The organism is Mesorhizobium waimense (assembly GCF_003601975.1).
Taxonomy (GTDB): Bacteria; Pseudomonadota; Alphaproteobacteria; order Rhizobiales; family Rhizobiaceae; genus Mesorhizobium; species Mesorhizobium waimense.
In genome coordinates this window covers 161,422-179,071 of sequence record NZ_QZWZ01000003.1, presented here as the reverse complement: position 1 = coordinate 179,071, position 17,650 = coordinate 161,422, and the positions used below count along the sequence as shown (strand labels likewise).

The 17,650-nt window shown below is 60.9% G+C and carries 18 protein-coding genes and 1 pseudogene; 7 read left to right on the top strand and 12 right to left on the bottom strand.

The window, feature by feature from the left end; translation table 11 throughout:
* Positions 1-44: 44 nt before the first annotated feature.
* Positions 45-290 (bottom strand): annotated as a pseudogene (locus D3227_RS44020) (DUF6766 family protein); the annotation flags it as partial.
* A gap of 314 nt (positions 291-604) precedes the next feature.
* Between D3227_RS44020 and D3227_RS05995 the strand changes: the two are divergent.
* Genes D3227_RS05995 through D3227_RS05985 form a run of 3 tightly spaced genes read left to right on the top strand, consistent with a single transcriptional unit; the run spans position 605 to position 2,769 of the window.
* Positions 605-925 carry a hypothetical protein gene (locus D3227_RS05995; RefSeq protein WP_245451666.1) on the top strand — a complete coding sequence of 107 codons (321 nt, stop codon included), beginning with the start codon at positions 605-607 and terminating at the stop codon, positions 923-925.
* Positions 912-2,159, top strand: coding sequence for a hypothetical protein (locus tag D3227_RS05990; protein ID WP_120013352.1), 1,248 nt, complete (start codon positions 912-914; stop codon positions 2,157-2,159). Before D3227_RS05995 ends, D3227_RS05990 begins: the two co-directional genes overlap by 14 nt.
* Positions 2,146-2,769 carry a hypothetical protein gene (locus D3227_RS05985; protein ID WP_120013203.1) on the top strand — a complete coding sequence of 208 codons (624 nt, stop codon included), beginning with the start codon at positions 2,146-2,148 and terminating at the stop codon, positions 2,767-2,769. Before D3227_RS05990 ends, D3227_RS05985 begins: the two co-directional genes overlap by 14 nt.
* Before the next feature lie 4 nt (positions 2,770-2,773).
* On the opposite strand, the gene D3227_RS05980 is transcribed toward D3227_RS05985, so the two are convergent.
* From D3227_RS05980 to D3227_RS05965, 4 genes are all read right to left on the bottom strand, one after another.
* The gene (locus tag D3227_RS05980) at positions 2,774-3,274 is read right to left on the bottom strand and encodes a GtrA family protein (RefSeq protein WP_245451665.1); all 501 of its coding nucleotides are present in this window, start codon (positions 3,272-3,274) and stop codon (positions 2,774-2,776) included.
* Complete coding sequence (locus tag D3227_RS05975; protein WP_120013201.1) at positions 3,213-3,905, bottom strand: class I SAM-dependent methyltransferase; 693 nt, start codon at positions 3,903-3,905, stop codon at positions 3,213-3,215. The genes D3227_RS05980 and D3227_RS05975 overlap by 62 nt, the downstream gene beginning before the upstream one ends.
* On the bottom strand, positions 3,880-4,941 hold the full coding sequence (locus D3227_RS05970; protein ID WP_120013351.1) for a glycosyltransferase family 2 protein: 1,062 nt from the start codon (positions 4,939-4,941) through the stop codon (positions 3,880-3,882). The genes D3227_RS05975 and D3227_RS05970 overlap by 26 nt, the downstream gene beginning before the upstream one ends.
* 188 nt (positions 4,942-5,129) lie before the next feature.
* Positions 5,130-5,354, bottom strand: coding sequence for a DUF768 domain-containing protein (locus D3227_RS05965; protein WP_120013200.1), 225 nt, complete (start codon positions 5,352-5,354; stop codon positions 5,130-5,132).
* A gap of 984 nt (positions 5,355-6,338) precedes the next feature.
* Between D3227_RS05965 and D3227_RS05955 the strand changes: the two genes are divergently transcribed.
* From D3227_RS05955 to D3227_RS05935, 4 genes are all read left to right on the top strand, one after another.
* The gene (locus D3227_RS05955) at positions 6,339-6,524 is read left to right on the top strand and encodes a hypothetical protein (RefSeq protein ID WP_120013198.1); all 186 of its coding nucleotides are present in this window, start codon (positions 6,339-6,341) and stop codon (positions 6,522-6,524) included.
* A 305-nt stretch (positions 6,525-6,829) separates the two neighbouring features.
* Positions 6,830-7,267 (top strand): cytochrome c oxidase subunit II, encoded by a 438-nt coding sequence (locus D3227_RS05950; protein ID WP_120013197.1) that lies wholly within the window; start codon positions 6,830-6,832, stop codon positions 7,265-7,267.
* Positions 7,268-7,828: 561 nt separating this feature from the next.
* Entirely contained in the window at positions 7,829-8,272 is a 444-nt protein-coding gene (locus D3227_RS05940) for a CBS domain-containing protein (RefSeq protein ID WP_120013195.1), read from the top strand.
* A 393-nt stretch (positions 8,273-8,665) separates the two neighbouring features.
* Positions 8,666-9,646: a lipid kinase gene (locus D3227_RS05935; protein WP_120013194.1), complete on the top strand. Its 981-nt coding sequence runs from the start codon at positions 8,666-8,668 to the stop codon at positions 9,644-9,646.
* Between the two features lie 328 nt (positions 9,647-9,974).
* Here the strand turns inward: D3227_RS05935 and D3227_RS05930 are convergent, their stop codons facing one another.
* The 7 genes from D3227_RS05930 to D3227_RS05900 form a co-directional block, all read right to left on the bottom strand.
* A complete protein-coding gene (locus D3227_RS05930) occupies positions 9,975-11,297 on the bottom strand; it encodes an NAD(P)/FAD-dependent oxidoreductase (RefSeq protein ID WP_120013193.1) in 1,323 nt (440 codons plus the stop codon).
* A gap of 11 nt (positions 11,298-11,308) precedes the next feature.
* A complete protein-coding gene (locus D3227_RS05925; RefSeq protein WP_120013192.1) occupies positions 11,309-12,196 on the bottom strand; it encodes an ABC transporter permease in 888 nt (295 codons plus the stop codon).
* Between the two features lie 10 nt (positions 12,197-12,206).
* Positions 12,207-13,157 (bottom strand): ABC transporter permease, encoded by a 951-nt coding sequence (locus tag D3227_RS05920; RefSeq protein WP_120013350.1) that lies wholly within the window; start codon positions 13,155-13,157, stop codon positions 12,207-12,209.
* A gap of 96 nt (positions 13,158-13,253) precedes the next feature.
* Positions 13,254-14,924: a peptide ABC transporter substrate-binding protein gene (locus D3227_RS05915; protein ID WP_120013191.1), complete on the bottom strand. Its 1,671-nt coding sequence runs from the start codon at positions 14,922-14,924 to the stop codon at positions 13,254-13,256.
* 58 nt (positions 14,925-14,982) lie between these two features.
* Entirely contained in the window at positions 14,983-16,314 is a 1,332-nt protein-coding gene (locus D3227_RS05910) for an NAD(P)/FAD-dependent oxidoreductase (protein ID WP_120013190.1), read from the bottom strand.
* Positions 16,315-16,316: 2 nt separating this feature from the next.
* Positions 16,317-17,042 carry an SDR family NAD(P)-dependent oxidoreductase gene (locus tag D3227_RS05905; protein ID WP_167480613.1) on the bottom strand — a complete coding sequence of 242 codons (726 nt, stop codon included), beginning with the start codon at positions 17,040-17,042 and terminating at the stop codon, positions 16,317-16,319.
* Positions 17,039-17,527: a MarR family winged helix-turn-helix transcriptional regulator gene (locus tag D3227_RS05900; protein WP_120013189.1), complete on the bottom strand. Its 489-nt coding sequence runs from the start codon at positions 17,525-17,527 to the stop codon at positions 17,039-17,041. The genes D3227_RS05905 and D3227_RS05900 overlap by 4 nt, the downstream gene beginning before the upstream one ends.
* Positions 17,528-17,650 lie beyond the last annotated feature (123 nt).

Here is a 17,650-nt window from a genome sequence, read left to right as displayed (position 1 = left end):
TCGGTACGGTCCTTGTCCAGAGCCGGATCGCGATCTTGAGGGGAGGGTTTGTCCGGATCCTTCGATTCGGCAGATCCGCGCTGGATCAAAAACGCGGTCAGCATGACGAAGGCCCATTTTTCCAGAAATTCACTTTCCCAATTTTCAAAGAGCGCCGAAAGGAAGGAGCCTGAACCAAGAAACATTGAAATACTGCGCTGCGGTTCGCCATGGAGGGCGCGTTCCTGATTGTCCGCAGCCCAGCCAGTCAGCGCCTGGCCAACGAGGCAAGCCAGGAAAATAGCCAGCATCATGAGCACGAGGCCATTGTTTTTCAGAGCAGATCGCATGCCTTCGCCGAGTTGAAGTCAGAGGCCGCAGTTGGCCAATGCTGGAACGGCTTTGCGTCAAACATTGTTCCTGTCTCGATCATGATTATCCGACCGTTCATCCGGCGCTTCCGAACCGGACCCCCTCGGGCTGCGCGGCGTTTCGAGGAAGGTGCAGTCAAGGAGAACTGGGACACGCGAAGGTCCCAATGCCCGGAGTGAACTGGTATGTGAAACCGGGCTGAAAGAGTTTGTTGCAATTCCGAATATTAGCAACCTCTTGACGACCGCCGACCGTGCTCCAGAATCTCTGTATGGTGCGGGAACATAGGGGCATCGACATTGGCCACGAGGTGACGATAGGCGTCACCAATCTGGAACTGCTCGACAACGGCGGGGCCAGCGTGACCGTTCCGACCGACCACTTCCCCTTCTTGATCGACGCGCCGAAGAAGGCAAAGCCGTCGCACGATTTGGATCTCACCAGACACGTCACGCGGGTCGATGACGAAGATGGCAAGGTGATCGGGAAGGTCGGCGGTTTGCTCACGGTCGATCAGGATTCCCTGACGAAATGGAAGTGCGTCCGGCCGGTGCTTGGCGATGAGCAAAGGTAGGACCAACAATCCAGTCACGACTGTCAAGAGCACCGGCCATGCGCCGTGGGTAAAGGACCCAAAGCATTTCGAGATTTTCCGTGACTACTGGCAGGGGATCAACGAGCACCACCTGATAGCGGCAGCAGTGGTGGCCGTGCCGCTAATGTTCGGTATCACTGGACTTGCCATTCGTTATGCCGCTGTTGCTTCGATGTCGGTGGAACCAGGTTTCGAGTCTTATGCTCGTGCGCTCTGCCGGTGGGATTGCCACTGGTATGTGGATATTTCCGAGCGTGGCTACGAGCGCTTTCCCATTCCGAACCAAAGCAATGTCGGACGATGGGGCTTCTTTCCATTCTATCCGATGCTGGTAGCGGTGATCCGGGGGGCTTTCCCTTTCCCCACGATACTGGTCGCGACGATTACCTCGATTGCATGCAGCTACGCTGCATGTCTGGTGGCATGGCCGCTGCTGGAGAAGAACATGCGGGCCTATGTGCTGTATTGCGCATTTCTGCTTAGCGGCCCGTTCTCCTTCCACTTCACCACTTTCCTTTCAGAACCTCTTTTCGTGCTCCTGACCTCGTGCGTTTTTCTGGCACTCAAACGCTCCAGCTATCTCGTCGCGGGCGTCTCGTCCGCGCTCCTGTCGGCAACGAGGCTTGTCGGGGTCCTAGTTGTCTTTGCGACCGTCATTCAAATGTTCCAGCAGCATCGCGAACGGGGCGGGTCGACACTCTCCTTTCCACGTTGGGTGCTCGGTCGACCGGATCTGCTCGTTGCTGTCCTTATCTCGCCTGCCGGCTTGTTCGCTTACATCCTGTTTTTGTATGTCACTGTCGGCGACGGCTTTGCGTTTCTACACGTCCAGCGCGCGTTTGGACGGGTGGCTGGGAATCCGCTCCTGTTTCTATGGGACGGGCTGTCAGCGGTTCCGACGACCGGATGGCTGCCCACGGCGCCGCAATGGAGCGCGCTCGCGGCGATCACCGGGCTGGCGCTATCAGTCGTGCTAGTGGCTCGCAAGCAATATGGCGCTGGGGTCTTCTGCGCGATCTGCATTGTCCTGCCACTGATAACGAATCTGGCCTCCATGGTAAGATACGTCATTGGGCTTGCGCCTCTGATAATGTTGATGGCCGTCCTGTTGTCTGCGTCGAAACTGACTTGGCTCGCCGCTTTGGTTCTTTTCCTGGGCGCCTGCTATTTCATGACGCTGGCATGGATTGGAGGCTACCTTGCCCTGGTCTGACACCCTTGACCCCTATGGACGCACCATCTCGCTTGGCGGCTACTCGCTCGCGGCCGTTCTGGCCGTGTCCGAAATCGTCATCCTTGCGCTGGCTCTCCATCCGAATGTCAACGCCGACTATCGTGCCTATTACATCGATCGCACGACGACATGCCTCAACCGCGATGCCATTGGCAGCTACTCACTCGGCCAGACAGTGTCCTTCCGGTCCGATGGCGCCAAACTGGCAGCCGGCATGATAGTTTGTGGCTGGTCGGGGCCAGTAGCCGACGGCACGCATTCGCTGGGCGAGACCTCGCGGCTTCGCCTGCAGATACCGCCGCTTCGCAACGGCCTTAAGGCAACGCTACAAATGGCCGCCGTCATTCGTCCGCCACAGATCACGCAGAGGGTAATGATCTCGGTGCATGGCGTTTCGGTGCATAAGGTCACACTGTCGGGCAAAGAACCGACGACAGTCTCGTTCGTCATTCCGCACGCAGCTTTTTCGAACGCGAGGACGTTCGAAATGGCCTTTGACTATCTCGACGGGATTCCGCCCAGCCAGGCCGCCAGCAACATTTACAAGCGCTCCATCAAGTTGGTGTCGTTCCGACTGGACGCCGTTTAGAGCATTATTGCCTCTGGCGGGAGCGATCGCCGTGCTGACCGGGAATGCGCGCGGCAAAGACCCATCGGTCGAGCACGAAAAAATTGATCGCGGGGACAAGCAAGCAGGTAACCAGAACGGGAATGACGAGCGGCAAGCCGAGCTTCACCGTCAACAGGGCCGGCGCCCCATAGGCGATGGCCAAGCCTGTCGCCGCCAGCAGAAGAAACCGCGGGGCTTCAGATTGATGCGATCCGCCAGACACGAAAGTTACGGATTTGTGAGCGAGATACGAAAACAGAGTGGCTGTGGCATATGCCGCAAGCGAGGCCTGGATGGGCGTGAAGCCGATCCGTTCCGATTTGGTAAAAGCGGCAGCCAAAGCAGCATACAGGATTGTGGCGGCGATGCCGACAAAGCCGAAGCGCGCCAGAAGTTTCAGGCCGCCGCCGGCAGACCGATGCTTAGACATGCGCACTACACGCATACTGTGCTCCCAGCGGCAGGGGGGCGAGCGTGCGCTCAACTTTTCGGGCGAAGGGCCTGCCTGACGGCAGCAGCAGGAAGTGCTCGGATCGGATGTTCCTGAAGCCTGCTTCTTGAAAGAGGGACGCTGTTTTGGCTGCGCTGAGCAGGACCGCGTCTTGGTCGAAGGGACACCGGAACACAGCGAGACGCGTCAGCGGGTTATAGGGATTGTGCTCGATGATGCAGGCGACACCGCCCGGGCGCACGACGCGCCGCATCTCCCGAAGGAAATCGAGCCAGGAGGCGGGCGCAACATGATGGACGACGCAACTGGCGAAAGCCAGATCGAACGTGCCATTGTCGTATGGCAGGTTCGGCGTGGTGCAGGCTCTGTAGGCGACGTTTGGATTTTCCTGGCTGGCACGCAGGATCGATTCTTGCGAGACGTCGCAGCCGTCAAGGCACTCGAAGGCGCCTTCGAGATAGGGATGGAGCGCACCCACGCCGCAGCCGACATCCAGCGCCCGTACACCCGAGCCGACGTGACGAAGCCCTCGCTCGACCACAACGCGTCGCAGCAGGTCGGCCTTCGCCAAGAGAAAGAAGTCGTGTTTAAGGCCTGAAAAGCGGATCGACCCTTGGACCGCCTCGCTATAATTGAATCTATAGCTGTCGAAGAGTTCGGACATGGGCCGAGACTCCATTGCGGGGTTTGCGAAAGGATCGGCGGTTCTCACCCGGGACGCCACGTATCGCCTCGTCGAAGCCGGTGAGGCGATCGATCACGTAAAGGGGGCGCCGTTTCACCTCGGCGTGAATGCTGCCGACATAAAGTCCGACCACGCCGGTCATGAAAAGATTGATCCCGCACAGGAGCGATACGATCACCACGGTGGATGTCCAGCCGGCAATAATGCCGGTTTCAAAAATCCAGGCGAAGATGGCGTAAGCACCAAAGGCCACGGCAAGCGCGGAAATGGTCAAGCCGCCCCAGAGTGCCAGGCGCAGCGGTTGCTCCGAGAAGCTAACGATGCCGTGCACCGCAAGGTGCACCATTTTCCAGAATGGGTATTTGGTCTGGCCAAGGGTCCGTGCTGGGCGTTCGAAAGGCACCGCCGTCTGCTTGAAGCCCATCCAGCCGAACAAGCCTCTGACGAAGCGGTCGTGTTCGGGCATTTGCCGGAAAGTCTCTAGCGCTTTGCGGCCGACCAAGCGGAAATCCCCGACGTCGCGCGGGATGTCAACAGAGGTCATCTTTTCGAGCAGGCGGTAGAACAGACTTGCAGTAAGGCGCTTGAACCATGATTCGCCCTCGCGCTTGATGCGGCGTGCATAAACAATCTCGAAACCCTCCCTCCACTTCGCCACCAGATCGAGAACGACCTCGGGGGGGTCTTGAAGGTCGGCATCCATGACGATGACGGCTTCCCCTTCGGCGGCGTCCATGCCGGCTGTGATGGCGATCTGGTGCCCGAAATTGCGGGAAAGCTCGATCAGCCGAAAACGAGGCTCGGCTCCGACCGCACGACGAAGGTATCTGACGCTGCCGTCGCGGCTTCCATCATCGACGAAAATCACCTCCGTCTCGCCGTCCAACTGGGAGATCAGCGACCTGATCCGCTCGACCAGCCGAGGCAAAACCTGTTCTTCATTGTAAATCGGCAGGACCAGCGAGTACCGCGGCAGCGACGGCGCGTTTACTCCCGTCCTTATGGTTTGGAGCACAGAGCTTCGCATGCGGTTGAAATGAAACGCGCGTCCCAAAGTTCCATAAGTCATTCCTAATTTAGAGAAATTTTGTATGCGGCTCGTCGATGTAGGAGGCTGCATTGCTCACACACTCGATCGATCGACGTTCGCCTGCAGCCTCGCGTCCCGAGCATCGCATAAGCACCCACTACAAAGTTGGCATGTCAATCCGCTAGACCGCCTTCGCGATGTTCGACGGCATGAATGATCGCTTCATAGACGCTGCCAATCTCTTCATCGATCTCCTGAATCGAAATACCCTCGGCGTTGGCAGCCCGCATTGCCCGGTCTGCCAAATCGGTCACAAACCGGCCAGGGTCGTCGATTGGCCCCTCCGGCATATGTTCGGAAATCCACTTGTGCAGAAAGTCAGCGCCTCGGGTGCTCATCGGCAGTAGGCCAAATCTGACGATCCCATTGCGGCACTAGCACTGGGATGACGACAAGCCTCGTGCGTCGTCGTGGCATTTACAGCAATTGGGCCGTCAGCCGTAGCATTTCTCCTTTCCAGCCCAAAACCTTCGGGTGCCGAACGTGGAGTAGCTTCAAGGGGTTCCGTGGCTGGCCCTCAGTCGCATCCAATTGCGGACTTAGGTCTCATTTCGGCATCCACCCTGGCCGACCCAGGCGGCGCCAACAATGAAGTGGGCGATACGGCTCCTCACCAAATGGGTGGGGGTTCGTTTCCGCGACGTCGCCTACGGCTTTTTCTCCAGCAAGCGAGTGGTACCCGCTCGACGGTGGTCTGAGACCAAAGCGACGGCCACGGCTGGGCAAGCTGCGCGAAGCAGACCACCAGGCTTGCCAACATAGTGGGAAACTAACTGGCCTTTCCTGCGTTGGCATGATGGAAAGGAGACCGTCATGCCAGCGGACCCGGCACAACTTTACCCTCGCTACCCAGATCGAATCTCTGGCAGCGAGGCTTACATAATCAGACATTTTGCTCGGGAGAACGGCATCACGCCGGCGCAAGTGCATCAGCTCCTAAGAAAATGCGGAAGCGACCGTGCCAGGTTGACCGCCGCTGCAAAAGCGCTTCGTGGACATGCCAGAATGTAGGCTTGGCGCACCACCATTTGGCTCCTTCACCGCTTCCTAGTTGCTGTATGCGAACCGTGAGCTTCCCCCCTTCGTCAGAATGGCTTTCATAGCTCCTCTTCATTTTCGCTTTAGTCGGTAAGCGAAGCGGTTGCGAATGTGATCATTGAAATGGGGGCCCGGCAAAGGCGGCTTTGAACAAGGCGAACGTCGCCGGCGGAACATCTTGGTCCGCCCGTGAGAGGAGGGCGAGACAGTTCCTCCCAAATGTGATTTTGCGGCGGGAGGGAAGACGCGTTACGCTGTGTCGTCAACGAAAGAGGAGATGACGAATGAAAACGTTCCTCTCAATAGCCGCCGCACTGGGCCTCACCATATCCGCCGCTTCCGCAGAGTGCCCCGGGCATTCGAAGGTGCAGGCGTCGGTCGACACGCAGACGAAGACCGCGAGCGTCGAAAAAGCCGACACGTCGACTTCGGCAGATATCAAGGAAGAGGTGCCGCCGAAGGCCGAATAGAGGCAACCCCGGTAACTAATGTCCCGCGGCCGTCGGGCAATTTGCCGGTGTCGGAATAAGCCCAAAAATGCAGCTGCCAAGGTAGAACTCTGCCCATTTGTTGGCCGCACCTTGGCAGCGCGCCAAGGGTGGCCCTTGGCGCTTTCGCACCTTGCGCCGAGGATCACCGCAGCGCTGGCTTGAAGCCTGCCTCAAAATCTCCGCCAGACGTCCCATCGTCAATTGCCAGACTGCGTAGTTAAAGTCTTGGCGCAACCACTCCGTGGCGGGCGCGTTTGTGCGCAATGGCTGCGTCGATTGGAGGGATGGGTTCGCCGACGGTTCCAGGGATAAGCACTGACATCGCGAAACGCGCTGCGGTGCTCGCGGTGTGCTTGTCCTTGGGAGTTTGTTCCAGCTGCGCAGGCGCCCAGTCGGCGCTCGATCCGGCTGGCGAGGAAGCGCGCCAGATCGCTCAACTGCTCTGGCTCATGGCCACTGCTGGCGGTTTTATCTGGCTGGCGGTAGTGGCCCTTCTCGTTCACGCGACGCGCCGCGAGCGCGTGCCGATGCCATTTGCGGTGTGGAATTCCATCGCTGCTGTGGCTGAGTTCGTTCCGGGCGCACTGATCCAGCGCAACCAGGTCGACCTCATGCGCGTCGACAACGTGGCGGCGATCGACCTGCCTGGACTGAGGCAAGTCGGAATCGAGCCGCGCGACATTCTGGAGGTAATCGGCATGATCGAGCACACGGGTGACTAAACCCTTCTCGTTTGCAACCATTCGTGGTCTCCGCCCGTAGGGCCGGGGAACGTCGGCTCCGTAGGAATTTCCGGCGGCGTGCCCGGCGGGATCTCTGGCGGTCCTCTTCCCGGCTCGGGAACGGGGTCAGGCGAAGGCGGAGGCACGCCCGGCGGCTCGCCGGGTGGAGTTTCCGGCGGGGCGGGGGGCCGGGACGGCTCTGGATTGGGATTGTCCGGCGCCGGTACGGGATTATTCGGATCAGGACGGTTCATGGTGGTCTCCCGGGTTCGATTGCGGGCTCTCCTGGAGCCGCGCTCCGAATGTTTCACATCTTGCCAATACGCGCGGTCAGCCGGTCCCACGCCATGGCTCGAGCCCCGTATCCGGAATCCCGCGTCGGTCATCGAGGCAAACCCTTGGAGGCGTGGAGTGTTCCCGATCAGTGTCGGATAACCTTTTCGGCCAGACGTCATTGCGCTTGGCCGTGGCCCGCTTTCGGAACATCGAGGCGTCACACGAGTTGGGGGTCAGGACGGGTGCCTGCCGCATCCGTTCGGCCAATTAACAGGAGCGCTGGAAATGAGAGTGAGCGAAGTAATGACCCGCGACGTCCGCGTCGCCAATGCGAATGAGACCATCCAGGAGGCGGCGCGCATCATGGCTGAAATAGACGCCGGCCTGGTTCCGGTCGGCGACAATGACCGGCTCGTCGGTATGCTGACCGACCGCGATATCGCCATCCGTGCCGTGGCGGAAGGCAAGGGTCCCGACACGAAGGTCGGCGACATCATGACGAATGATGTCAGGTACTGTTTCGAAGACGAAGACACCGTTGATGTATGCCGCAATCTTGGCGATCAGCAGATCCGCCGCATTCCCGTCCTGAACCGCGACAAGCGGCTGGTAGGCATCGTCTCGCTGGGCGATCTCGCGATCTCGGACGGCAGCGGCCGCACCGGCGAAACCTTGGCCGCCATCTCGCGACCCGGTGGGCAGCATACGCAGACCGGCGGCATGCATTAACCGAAGGTCGATGAGCGATACAATCGAGACGCAGACGTGTCCGCATCTCGAACGATTTAGGACTTATCTCACCGTGGTCGCGCCTTGCGTTCCGTGTGATCAGACGTCGCGTCCCCGCAACCACCGACATTCGTGATGTCGCGGCGGAGACAAGGTCACCGCGGATGCCGTCGGCCGCCATCTCCTGACAATCCTCCTAGCGCTTTGAAACTGTGCGCGATGACCAGTGCTCGGGAAAGCTCCTGCTTAGCGCCTATCTCACTCCCCACTTGGCGGAACTAGCCTGCGTGGCGCTGGTGTGTCCGGATGGGTCAAAAGCGTCGGTTGCGGTCGCAATCTGGAAGCAGCCACCTTATGTGCGTTGAGCCCATGAACCATCGGACCGTTCTTTGAATGAGCAAATTAGACAAAAGGCGCGCATTGCTGCTCCTCAATCCCAAGGCGCGGCGCGGCCAGGAACTGATCGCGCCAGTTGTGGAGCGGCTGGAGGGAGGTCGGCTTTCTGTCACCGTCGAGACGTTCGAGGCGTTGCCTGAGATCGCTCGTGACATCGTTCGCTTACGCCATATGGCCGATCTTGTGGTTGTGTGCGGTGGCGATGGTTCGGTATCGTCGGCGGCGATGGCGGTGATGGAAAGCGGCCTGCCGATGGGCATTATTCCTATGGGAACGGCGAATGACCTCGCTCGCACACTCAATATTCCGATGGATCTCCTGCAGGCTGCCGATGTGATCGCGCGAGGCCAAGCCCGGCTGATCGATGTCGGCACGGTTAATGGTCATGCCTTTTTCAACGTCGCGAGTATCGGACTCAGCACCGAACTGGCGCAGGGTCTGGACCCCGCTCTGAAGAAGCGTTTCGGCAGGCTTGGCTATGCGCTGGCGGCGATGAAAGTGTTGACGCGGGCCACGAGGTTTCACGCGAAGATTACCGAGAAAGGCGCGGCGATCGAAGCCGAAACCTACCAGATCGCGGTTGGAAACGGTCGGCACTACGGCGGCGGCAACGTTGTGGAAGAGACGGCCGAGATCGATGACGGACATCTCGATCTCTATAGCTTGGAAATGACGAATCTCTGGAAGCTGGCGCTGATGCTCCGCTCGTTCCGTTCTGGAACGCATGGCGCTTGGCGTGAGGTACGCACGGCCAGGTGCGTCGAGTTCAACATCGAGACGGAGAAGCCGATGCCGGTCAACACCGATGGTGAGATCGTCACCTCGACACCGGCCCATTTCAAGGTTCACCCAAAGGCGATCTCGGTCTTCGCGCCTCCGATCCTGAGCATTCCAGGCCGCACCGAAATGTTTCGTCGAGCAATCGGCGCAGACCTCGCATTGTCGGGAGATCATCCAGGCGCTGGCGCTGCGCAATAGCTTGTCGCCGGCGGGACAAAACGCCGAGGCACGCATGATCGTCATGGTCTCGACTACGGTCACGTCGTCGAGGCGTTGGATGAGGTCTCGTCCGGTCCCAACAGCCGGAAGTTCCTGGCCTCGGCATTTCAGCGTCGTTCCGACGAAGTCGACCCCGGCATCCAGTGACCAGGCGTGCGTCCTCCAGGGAGGAACAGTCGGCCCATTGCCAGCTTGCCGCAACGTCGCGCCGCCTTAAGAAAGGCCTCTACCGGCTCGGGCCGGACACGATCCGTGGCGAGCCGACCGACCCTGACGATCGGGCGTTCTTGTCCGAGAGAAACCTTAGCTAAGCGTGGGGTGGAAGTGGAGACCCGCTGGCCTTTGCCCGGATCCAGTCCGAGACGCGATAGTATCGCAACATGGCGGCGGGAGCGAAGGACATGAAGAAGGGTGCCCGTCGCAGCGGCTCGAGCTTCAGCGCCAGGTCTTTTTCGGGGACGCTTTTCGCCCATTCGCCCAGTATGCCGCCAAGCATGCTTCCGGTCGGCACGCCACGGCCGGACAGGCCCGTCAGCGCGACGACACCCGGCGCGAGTTGATAGAAGCGCGGGATGGTGCGCTTCTGCATGTCCAACTCGCCGAACCAGAAATACTCCCATCTCAAGTCGCTGCCGAACTGCGGATGGAGCCAGCGCAGGCGATCGGACATGAGGCGGTGTGTGAACGCCATGTCGCTTCCGCGCCGGCCCATCGGGAACATCGAGGCGACGATGCGTCCCTCGCCGTTGTACTTGTAGACGAAGATGTCGCCTCGGCCGTCATGCATCGTCGTGTTGCGCGGCAGGATGGTTTGGCGTTCGCTGGCGGTCAGCGGCTGGGTGGCGGCGACAAACACCCTCTGGATCTTGTAGGTCCGGTCGAGGCCGGGCCATCCGTCGACGGTGTAGGCGCCGGTCGCAAAGATGACCTTGTCGGCGACCACACTCCCTTCGCCGGCATGAACTGTCCAGGCACCATCCTGCCGCACGACATCGCGGACCGGCGACCTCGTGTGAATTGTGCCACCTTCCTCGATGACGGCACGGGCAAGGCCTCTCGCGTATCCCAATGGATTGAGGTGACCAGCCTCGGAATGAAACCAGCCGCCATGATATCGCGGGCTGCCGGTGATTTCCTCGGTAGCCTGCCTGTCAAGCAACCGCGTCTTGGCGCCGACCGCATTGTACTGTTGCGCCTTTGCCTCGAGCCTAGCGACGGCGCCTGGCGTAAGGGCACCCATCACGTAGCCGTTCTGCTGCCATTCGCAATCGATGCCGTAGCGCTCGATCATCCCTGCGACCTGTCTGTTGGCCCCTGTTTGCCGGGCGATCAACCTTTCGGCCCATGGCTCGCCCAGCATGGCACGCAGTTCGGGGAGGCTGTAGTGGGTGAAGGTTGGCGTGCAGTGGCCGGCATTGCGCCCCGAGCCGCCGAAGCCGATCTCCTGGGCTTCGAGCAGAACCACGTCTATGCCGTCACGGGCAAGGTCGAGTGCAGTGGTCAGCCCGGTGTAGCCGCCGCCGACGATGCAGACATCCGCCCGCCTGCGTCCTTGCAGCGAGCCGGTCTTTGGCGGTGGCGCCGCGGTCGCATACCAGAGCGAGACTTCAAACGGCGAAAACCTTGCCATGCCGGGCGGCCTCACAGCATGTCGCTTCGCGCGTCGAGCGCATCGCGCAACCCGTCGCCGATGAAATTGAAACTGGTGACCGCCAGGGTTATGGCGGCGCCGGGAACGATTGCCAGCCACGGCGCGCTGTCGAGATATTGCTGGGCGCCGTTCAGCATGTTTCCCCAGCTCGGCAGCGGAGGCTGGATGCCGTAGCCGAGGAAGCTGACATAGGCTTCCAGAAGGATGGCCCGGGCAACGGTAAGCGTGGCCGCGACGATGATCGGGCCGATTGCATTGGGCAGCAGCTCGCGAAACATGATGTGGCTGTTGCTGAGCCCCAGCATCCGGGCGGCGACGACGAAGTCGCGTTCGCGCAGCGAACGCACCTCCGCCTCGACGATGCGCGCGATTTCCATCCAGCTCGTTGCCGCGATGATCAGCGTGATCATGATCGGGCTCGGCTTGATGAAGGCCGCCATCGCCAGCAGCAGGAAGATGTTGGGGAAGGACAGCATCGCGTCGACAAAACGCATCAGCACCGTGCCGATGCGGCCACCGAAGAAGCCGGCAGCAATCCCGAGCACGGTTCCGAAGACGGTGCTGATGACCATCGCAGCGAACCCGACCAGGAGCGAAATGCGGCCGGCCATGAACAGGCGCGCCGCAATGTCGCGTCCAAGCGGATCGGTGCCGAAGAAATGATAGCCCGTGAACGGCGGCGAGAACCGGCCACGCAGGTCGATATAGAGATCGTCAAAGGGCAGCAGCCAAGGTCCGAAGACGCAGGCGAGGACCAGGACGATGATCATCACCAGGCCGAACATCGCCAGTCGATGACGGGCAAATCGGCGCACGCTACGGCTATGCCACCAGCGTTGCCTGGCGTGGGTGGGGATGAGGAAATCCGACTGGGTCATCTTTCGTTCCTCAGCTCAATCGAATGCGCGGATCGACGAATGCGACGGTGAGGTCCGCGGCCAGATTGCCGACCAGGACGAGGACAGCGGACATCATCAACAGACCCATCACGACGGGGTAGTCGCTGTAGCCGAGACTATCGAGGAACAGCCGCCCCATGCCGGGCCAGGTAAAGACCGTTTCCGTCACCAGAGCGCCACCCAGTATTGTCGGCAGTTGCAGCCCCAGCAGGGTGATCATCGGCAGCAGGGCGTTTCCGAGAATGTGGCGGATCAACACCCGTCGGGAACTCAGCCCCTTGGCCCGGGCCGTTCGGACGAAATCCTGGCTGATGACGTCGAGCGTCGCGGTGCGCATGTAGCGGCTCCACACGGCGATATTGACCAGCGCAAGAACGACGCTCGGCATGATGAGATGGATCGCGTAATCGCCGAGCGAGCCGTCGCCGATCGTGTACATGTTGCCGGCCGGCAGCCATCTGAGCCGCAGCGAGAAGATGTAGATCGCGATCAACCCGAACCAGAAGGTCGGGATCGACAGCGCCACCATTGCGCCGACGGTCGCGGCGTAGTCGAAGATCGAATATCGTCTGAGCGCGCCCAGGACACCGATGCAAGTGCCGACAAGGATGGCGATCGCGGTTGACACGCCCATCAGCAGCAATGTCGCGACAAGGTGCTCCCAGATGATGTCGAGCACGGGCCTGCCGTCCCGGTACGAACGCCCCCAGTCACCGCGAAGCAGGTGTGCCAGCCAGTCGATGTACTGGACGGGAAGAGGTCGATCGAGCCCCATTTGCGAGGCGATGCGATCGAGGTCGGCCTGCGTCATCCCTGGTGTCAGGGTGAATTGCGATAGCGGTCCGCCCGGAGCCAGGTTCAGGACGGCAAAGCCGATCACCGAAACCAGCAGGAGCAGGACGAGGCTTTGCCAGAAGCGTCCCAGCAGATAGCGAACCATGCCGGTTGTCTCCGTTTTGCTGTCCATCGGATACAGTCGCGCCAGAGAGGCGCCCAGGCCGAGCCGGTCATTGCCGGCCCGGCCTCATTTGTGCGTCTATGCCCAGTACCAGGTGGCCACGTCCCAGGAGTCGATGCGCACATTGATGTTCGGCACGACGCCTTCGACACCGGATTTGTGTCCGCGGACCGTCGCGTATTGGAACATCGGCAGGAATGGCAGGTCGTTGCGCACGGTCTCCTGGATCTTCAGGTAAGCCTTCTTGCGTTGTTCCGGTACGAATTCGACACCGCCGGTTTCGAGCAGCTTGTCCACCTCCGGGCTGGCATACTGCCAGGTATTCTGGCCGGAGCCGCCCTTGGCCGGGATCGACTTCGAACTGAGGTAGTCCGAAGTGTCGGGATCGGAGCCCGTCAGGAAGTTGATGCCGACGACGACGGAATCGAATTCCGACTTCATCCAGTAGTCGCCCCACATCACCGCCGGCGGCAGGTTGGAGATCACCACCTCGACGCCGATGTCGCGATACGATTGCTGAATGAACTGCTGCGCCTGTTCGCGGATATGATTGCCGGCCGTGGTCGAGTTCTTGAACGAGAGGCGAACACCATCCTTGACGCGGATGCCGTCCCCACCAGGGACCCAGCCGGCGTCGTCCAGCAGTTTCTTTGCCTTGTCCAGATCGTATTCCTGCTTCGGCAAATCGGGATTGTAGTAGAAGGACTGCTGCGGCATGTAGGTTTCGGTCGGGGTCGGCAGCCCGTAGTAGAGGGCGTCGATGATCGTCTTCTTGTCCAGCGCATGGTACAGCGCCTGACGAACGGCGAGTTCCTTGAACTGCGGGCGCTCCATGTTGAAGCTGAGCGATTCGATCGTGGCGGCGGGAATGACGGCGACCGCGGTTCCGCTCAATGCCTTGGCTTCGTCATAGTGGTCGGCCGTGATCCACTGCAGTCCGATAACGTCGATGTCGCCGGTCTTGAACTGTGTGTAGAGCACGGTCAGATCCGGAATGTACTTGTAGATCAGGCTCTTTAGGTAGGGGCCGTCGGCGAAGTAGTCGGTGTTGGCGGCCAGTTCGATATGATCGCCGGCCATGCGTTCCACCCACTTGAACGGGCCGGTGCCGATCGGGGCATTGTTGAACGGCGCGGTGTTCTTGTCCTCCGCCGCACCGAGCACATGTTTGGGAACGATGAAGGTCGCGGCCAGGATCGACGGGTAGGGCGCGTAAGGCTCCTTCATCTTCCACTTGATCTCGGTTGGCGAGACGACAGTCAGATCCTGGACAAGTTCGTGACCGGCACGTCGCCAGCTGCGAAAATTCGGGTCGACCAGCAGTTCGAGCGTGAACTTGACGTCTTCGGCGGTGAACGGCTGTCCGTCATGCCATTTCACGTCGTCGCGCAGCTTGACGTGCCACTCGAGCCCGTCGGCAGAGATACCGCCGTTTTCGACGGTCGGCACCTCCTTGGCGAGCGCGGGGAAGAAATTGCCTTTCGGGTCGACGCCAAACAGCGAATCGAACACGCTGAAGTGGATGCCTTCGTCGACCTCGATATGTATCAGGTGCGGATTGAAGACGGTGGGTTCCTGGGAAAAACCGACGATCACCTGTCCCTTGGGCTCGCTCGGCGGGGTTGCCGCGAGGGCCCTGCCTGTTCCCGTCAGGCTGGGTATGGTGAGGCCGGCGGCACCGGCGATTGCCATTCCAAGCGCCTGACGACGCGTCGGTCGAAAGAAAGTGCTGCTGCTCTTGTCTGACATTGGAGGCTCCTTTTTTAGTGTTCCACTTTCGCTGCGTCACGCTCTCTTGTCGGAGCGCTTATAATCCAGTGATCGGTGCGACCTTCGATCCGTCCGAAAACCGCGACCACCGGAAATCCCTGGGATCGACGATCGGTGGCCGTCCGGTGACGATGTCCGCCATCAGCCTGCCTGCCGCGGGCCCGATGCCGAAACCATGGCCCGAGAAACCGGTCGCCACATGAAAGCCGGGAACGTCGTCGACTGCGGAAATGACGGGAACGGCGTCGGGCGTGACGTCGATATAGCCGGCCCAGCGCTGCGCCACTTCTGCCTTTTCCAGAACAGGAAATGCCTTGCGGGCATTTGCAAGAACGCGCTCCGAGCTTTTTTTGGAAGGCTTAGGATCGAGCACGCGGCAGTATTCGAAGGGGCTCGCCTCATCCATCGCCCAGCGTGTCGGCATCCTTGCCTCGTCGAGGAAACGGTCCCCCAGGCGGAATTGCAGCGATCGCCACTCCGTCTTCCAGGCCGGAAGAAAATCGCGCGCATAGCGAAAGGAGTTCGGCACGATATCGACGAGATTGCTCATGCTGGAGGCGACGGTGTAGCCGCCGTCCTGGCGCTTGCGTATGGCGAAGTTGTTTGCCCACACGGCCTGGTCCGGTCCGTTCTCGACCGGGGTCGTGCGAAGAACCGTGTTCATGACCTTCAGCTGCGGCAGGTCGAGACCGAGCGTTCCACAAAACAGGTTCGACCAGGCCCCTCCGGCAAGGACGACCGCCTTGCAGGCGATGAAGCCACGTTCGGTCACGACGCCCGAAACGGCGCCGTTCGTCGTCTCGACGCCGCGCACTGCGCATTCCGTCAATATGGCGGCGCCGCGGTCGCGTGCGGCTTCGCCAATTGCAGGCGCCGCCTTCTGCGGCTCCGCGCGACCGTCGGCGGGCGTGTAGAGCGCGCCTTTGACATCGAGATTGGAGCCAGGCAAGAGGTCACGCAATTCGCCGGCGCCGATCATTCGCGACTCGAACTGATAGCCTTCGAGATGGCGTCCCCAGCGTTCGTGCTGGTCGTATTCCTTGTCGTCCGCGCAGGTGAAGACAATTCCGGCCCGGGCATAGCCCGTGTCTCGTCCCGTCCGTTCGGAGAGCCTCGCCCATATCCGCAGGGCTTCCGCCATCAGCGGAAGCTCGCGCGGATCCCGCCGGGAAATGCGAACCCAACCCCAGTTGCGGCTGGACTGTTCGTGTCCGATGCCGCCCTTCTCGCACAGGGCTACCCGCAAGCCTCTCTCGGCCAGTTCCAGCGCCGTCGAAGTGCCGATGATGCCGCCGCCGATGACGACGCAGTCCACCTCCTGTGGCAGCTCGGTATCTCCATGAACGGGGACGACGAACGGTCCGGGCATGCTCAGTAGGACTCCTCAAGCTGGCAATTGACGGAAAATTCCGCGACGCTCGCATGATCGGGTAGGTCGAGAAGCAGCCCGATGATCCGTGCGAGGTCGTCGGGGTCGGTCATCAGCGCATCGGCGCGATCGGTGATGCCGCGGGCCATGTCTGTGGCGACGAAACCTGGACAGACGGCCGTCGCCCGAATCCCAAGATCCCACCCCGCCTGCCGGATGCCATGGGACAGCGCGACGGCGGCAAATTTGGAGATCGAGTAGGAGCCGGCTGTCACGGACTTGACCCGCTTGCCCGACAGCGAGGCGAGAATGATCACCCGGCCCGCGCGGCTCGCCGCAAGCGATGCCCATGACGCGCGCACCAGACGGCGCGGCGCTTTGACGTTGACCTCGAACATAAGATCGAGATCCGTGTCGTCGATGTCGATGACCGACTTCGCAATCATGATGCCGGCGCTGGCGACAACCGCGTCGATTCGGTTGAAGGCATCGACGGTGCCGTCGACCCATGTCCGTTCGCTGCCGGCCTCCGTGGCATCGTAGGGGAACACACGGACGCGCTCGCCATTGGCCCAGTCTGGCTGCATCGGTTCGCGCATGCCCAGCGACAATGTCCAGCCCGTTTCGAACAGGTGCCGCGCGCAAGCCGCACCGATACCGCGGCTGGCGCCGGACACGAGCGCCACACGCTGGCCGGCTCGCTCTGCGCCTGCCGCCGGCGCCGTCATTGGTCGAGACCCAGGGTTCGGCGATAGACGCGCCGCAAAATGTCCAGCAGGCGCTTCTGATCTTCCTCGGGCACACCGGCGAAGAAATCGCTGGATTGCTTGGTGGCGATCTCGCGCACCTTGCGGGCGAGGTCCGCGCCTTTTTCGGTGATGTGGAGCTCCTGTGCACGTCCGTCGTCCGGCGCGTTCCGGCGCGTCACCAGGTCATGGTCGATCATCTGGTCGACCAGCCTGCCCATGGCGGAGCGATCGCGCAGGATAAGCTGCGCTATGACCGAAGGCCGTATCCCCGGATGGCTGTCGACAAGCAGCAAGGTGGTGATCTTGCCGGTTCCCCGGGCGACGTCGAGACCTTCCAGACGATCATCGAGATCACGCGAAAGCGCTATGTTGATGGTCCGGATATAGAAGCTCAACGTGTCTTCAAGGACGTCCAGCCCGACCGTTTCGACTGGATGAGGCGGGCCTTTCTTCTTTGCCGGCACCGAACACTCTCCCGAGGCTTGCTGACCGCCTTCATCGAGGTCGCCGCAGCCCCAATCCGGGGTTGTCGAGGATCTTCCAGGGCATGATTGAGCCGGTAGTGGATAAATGCAACTACTTTTAGT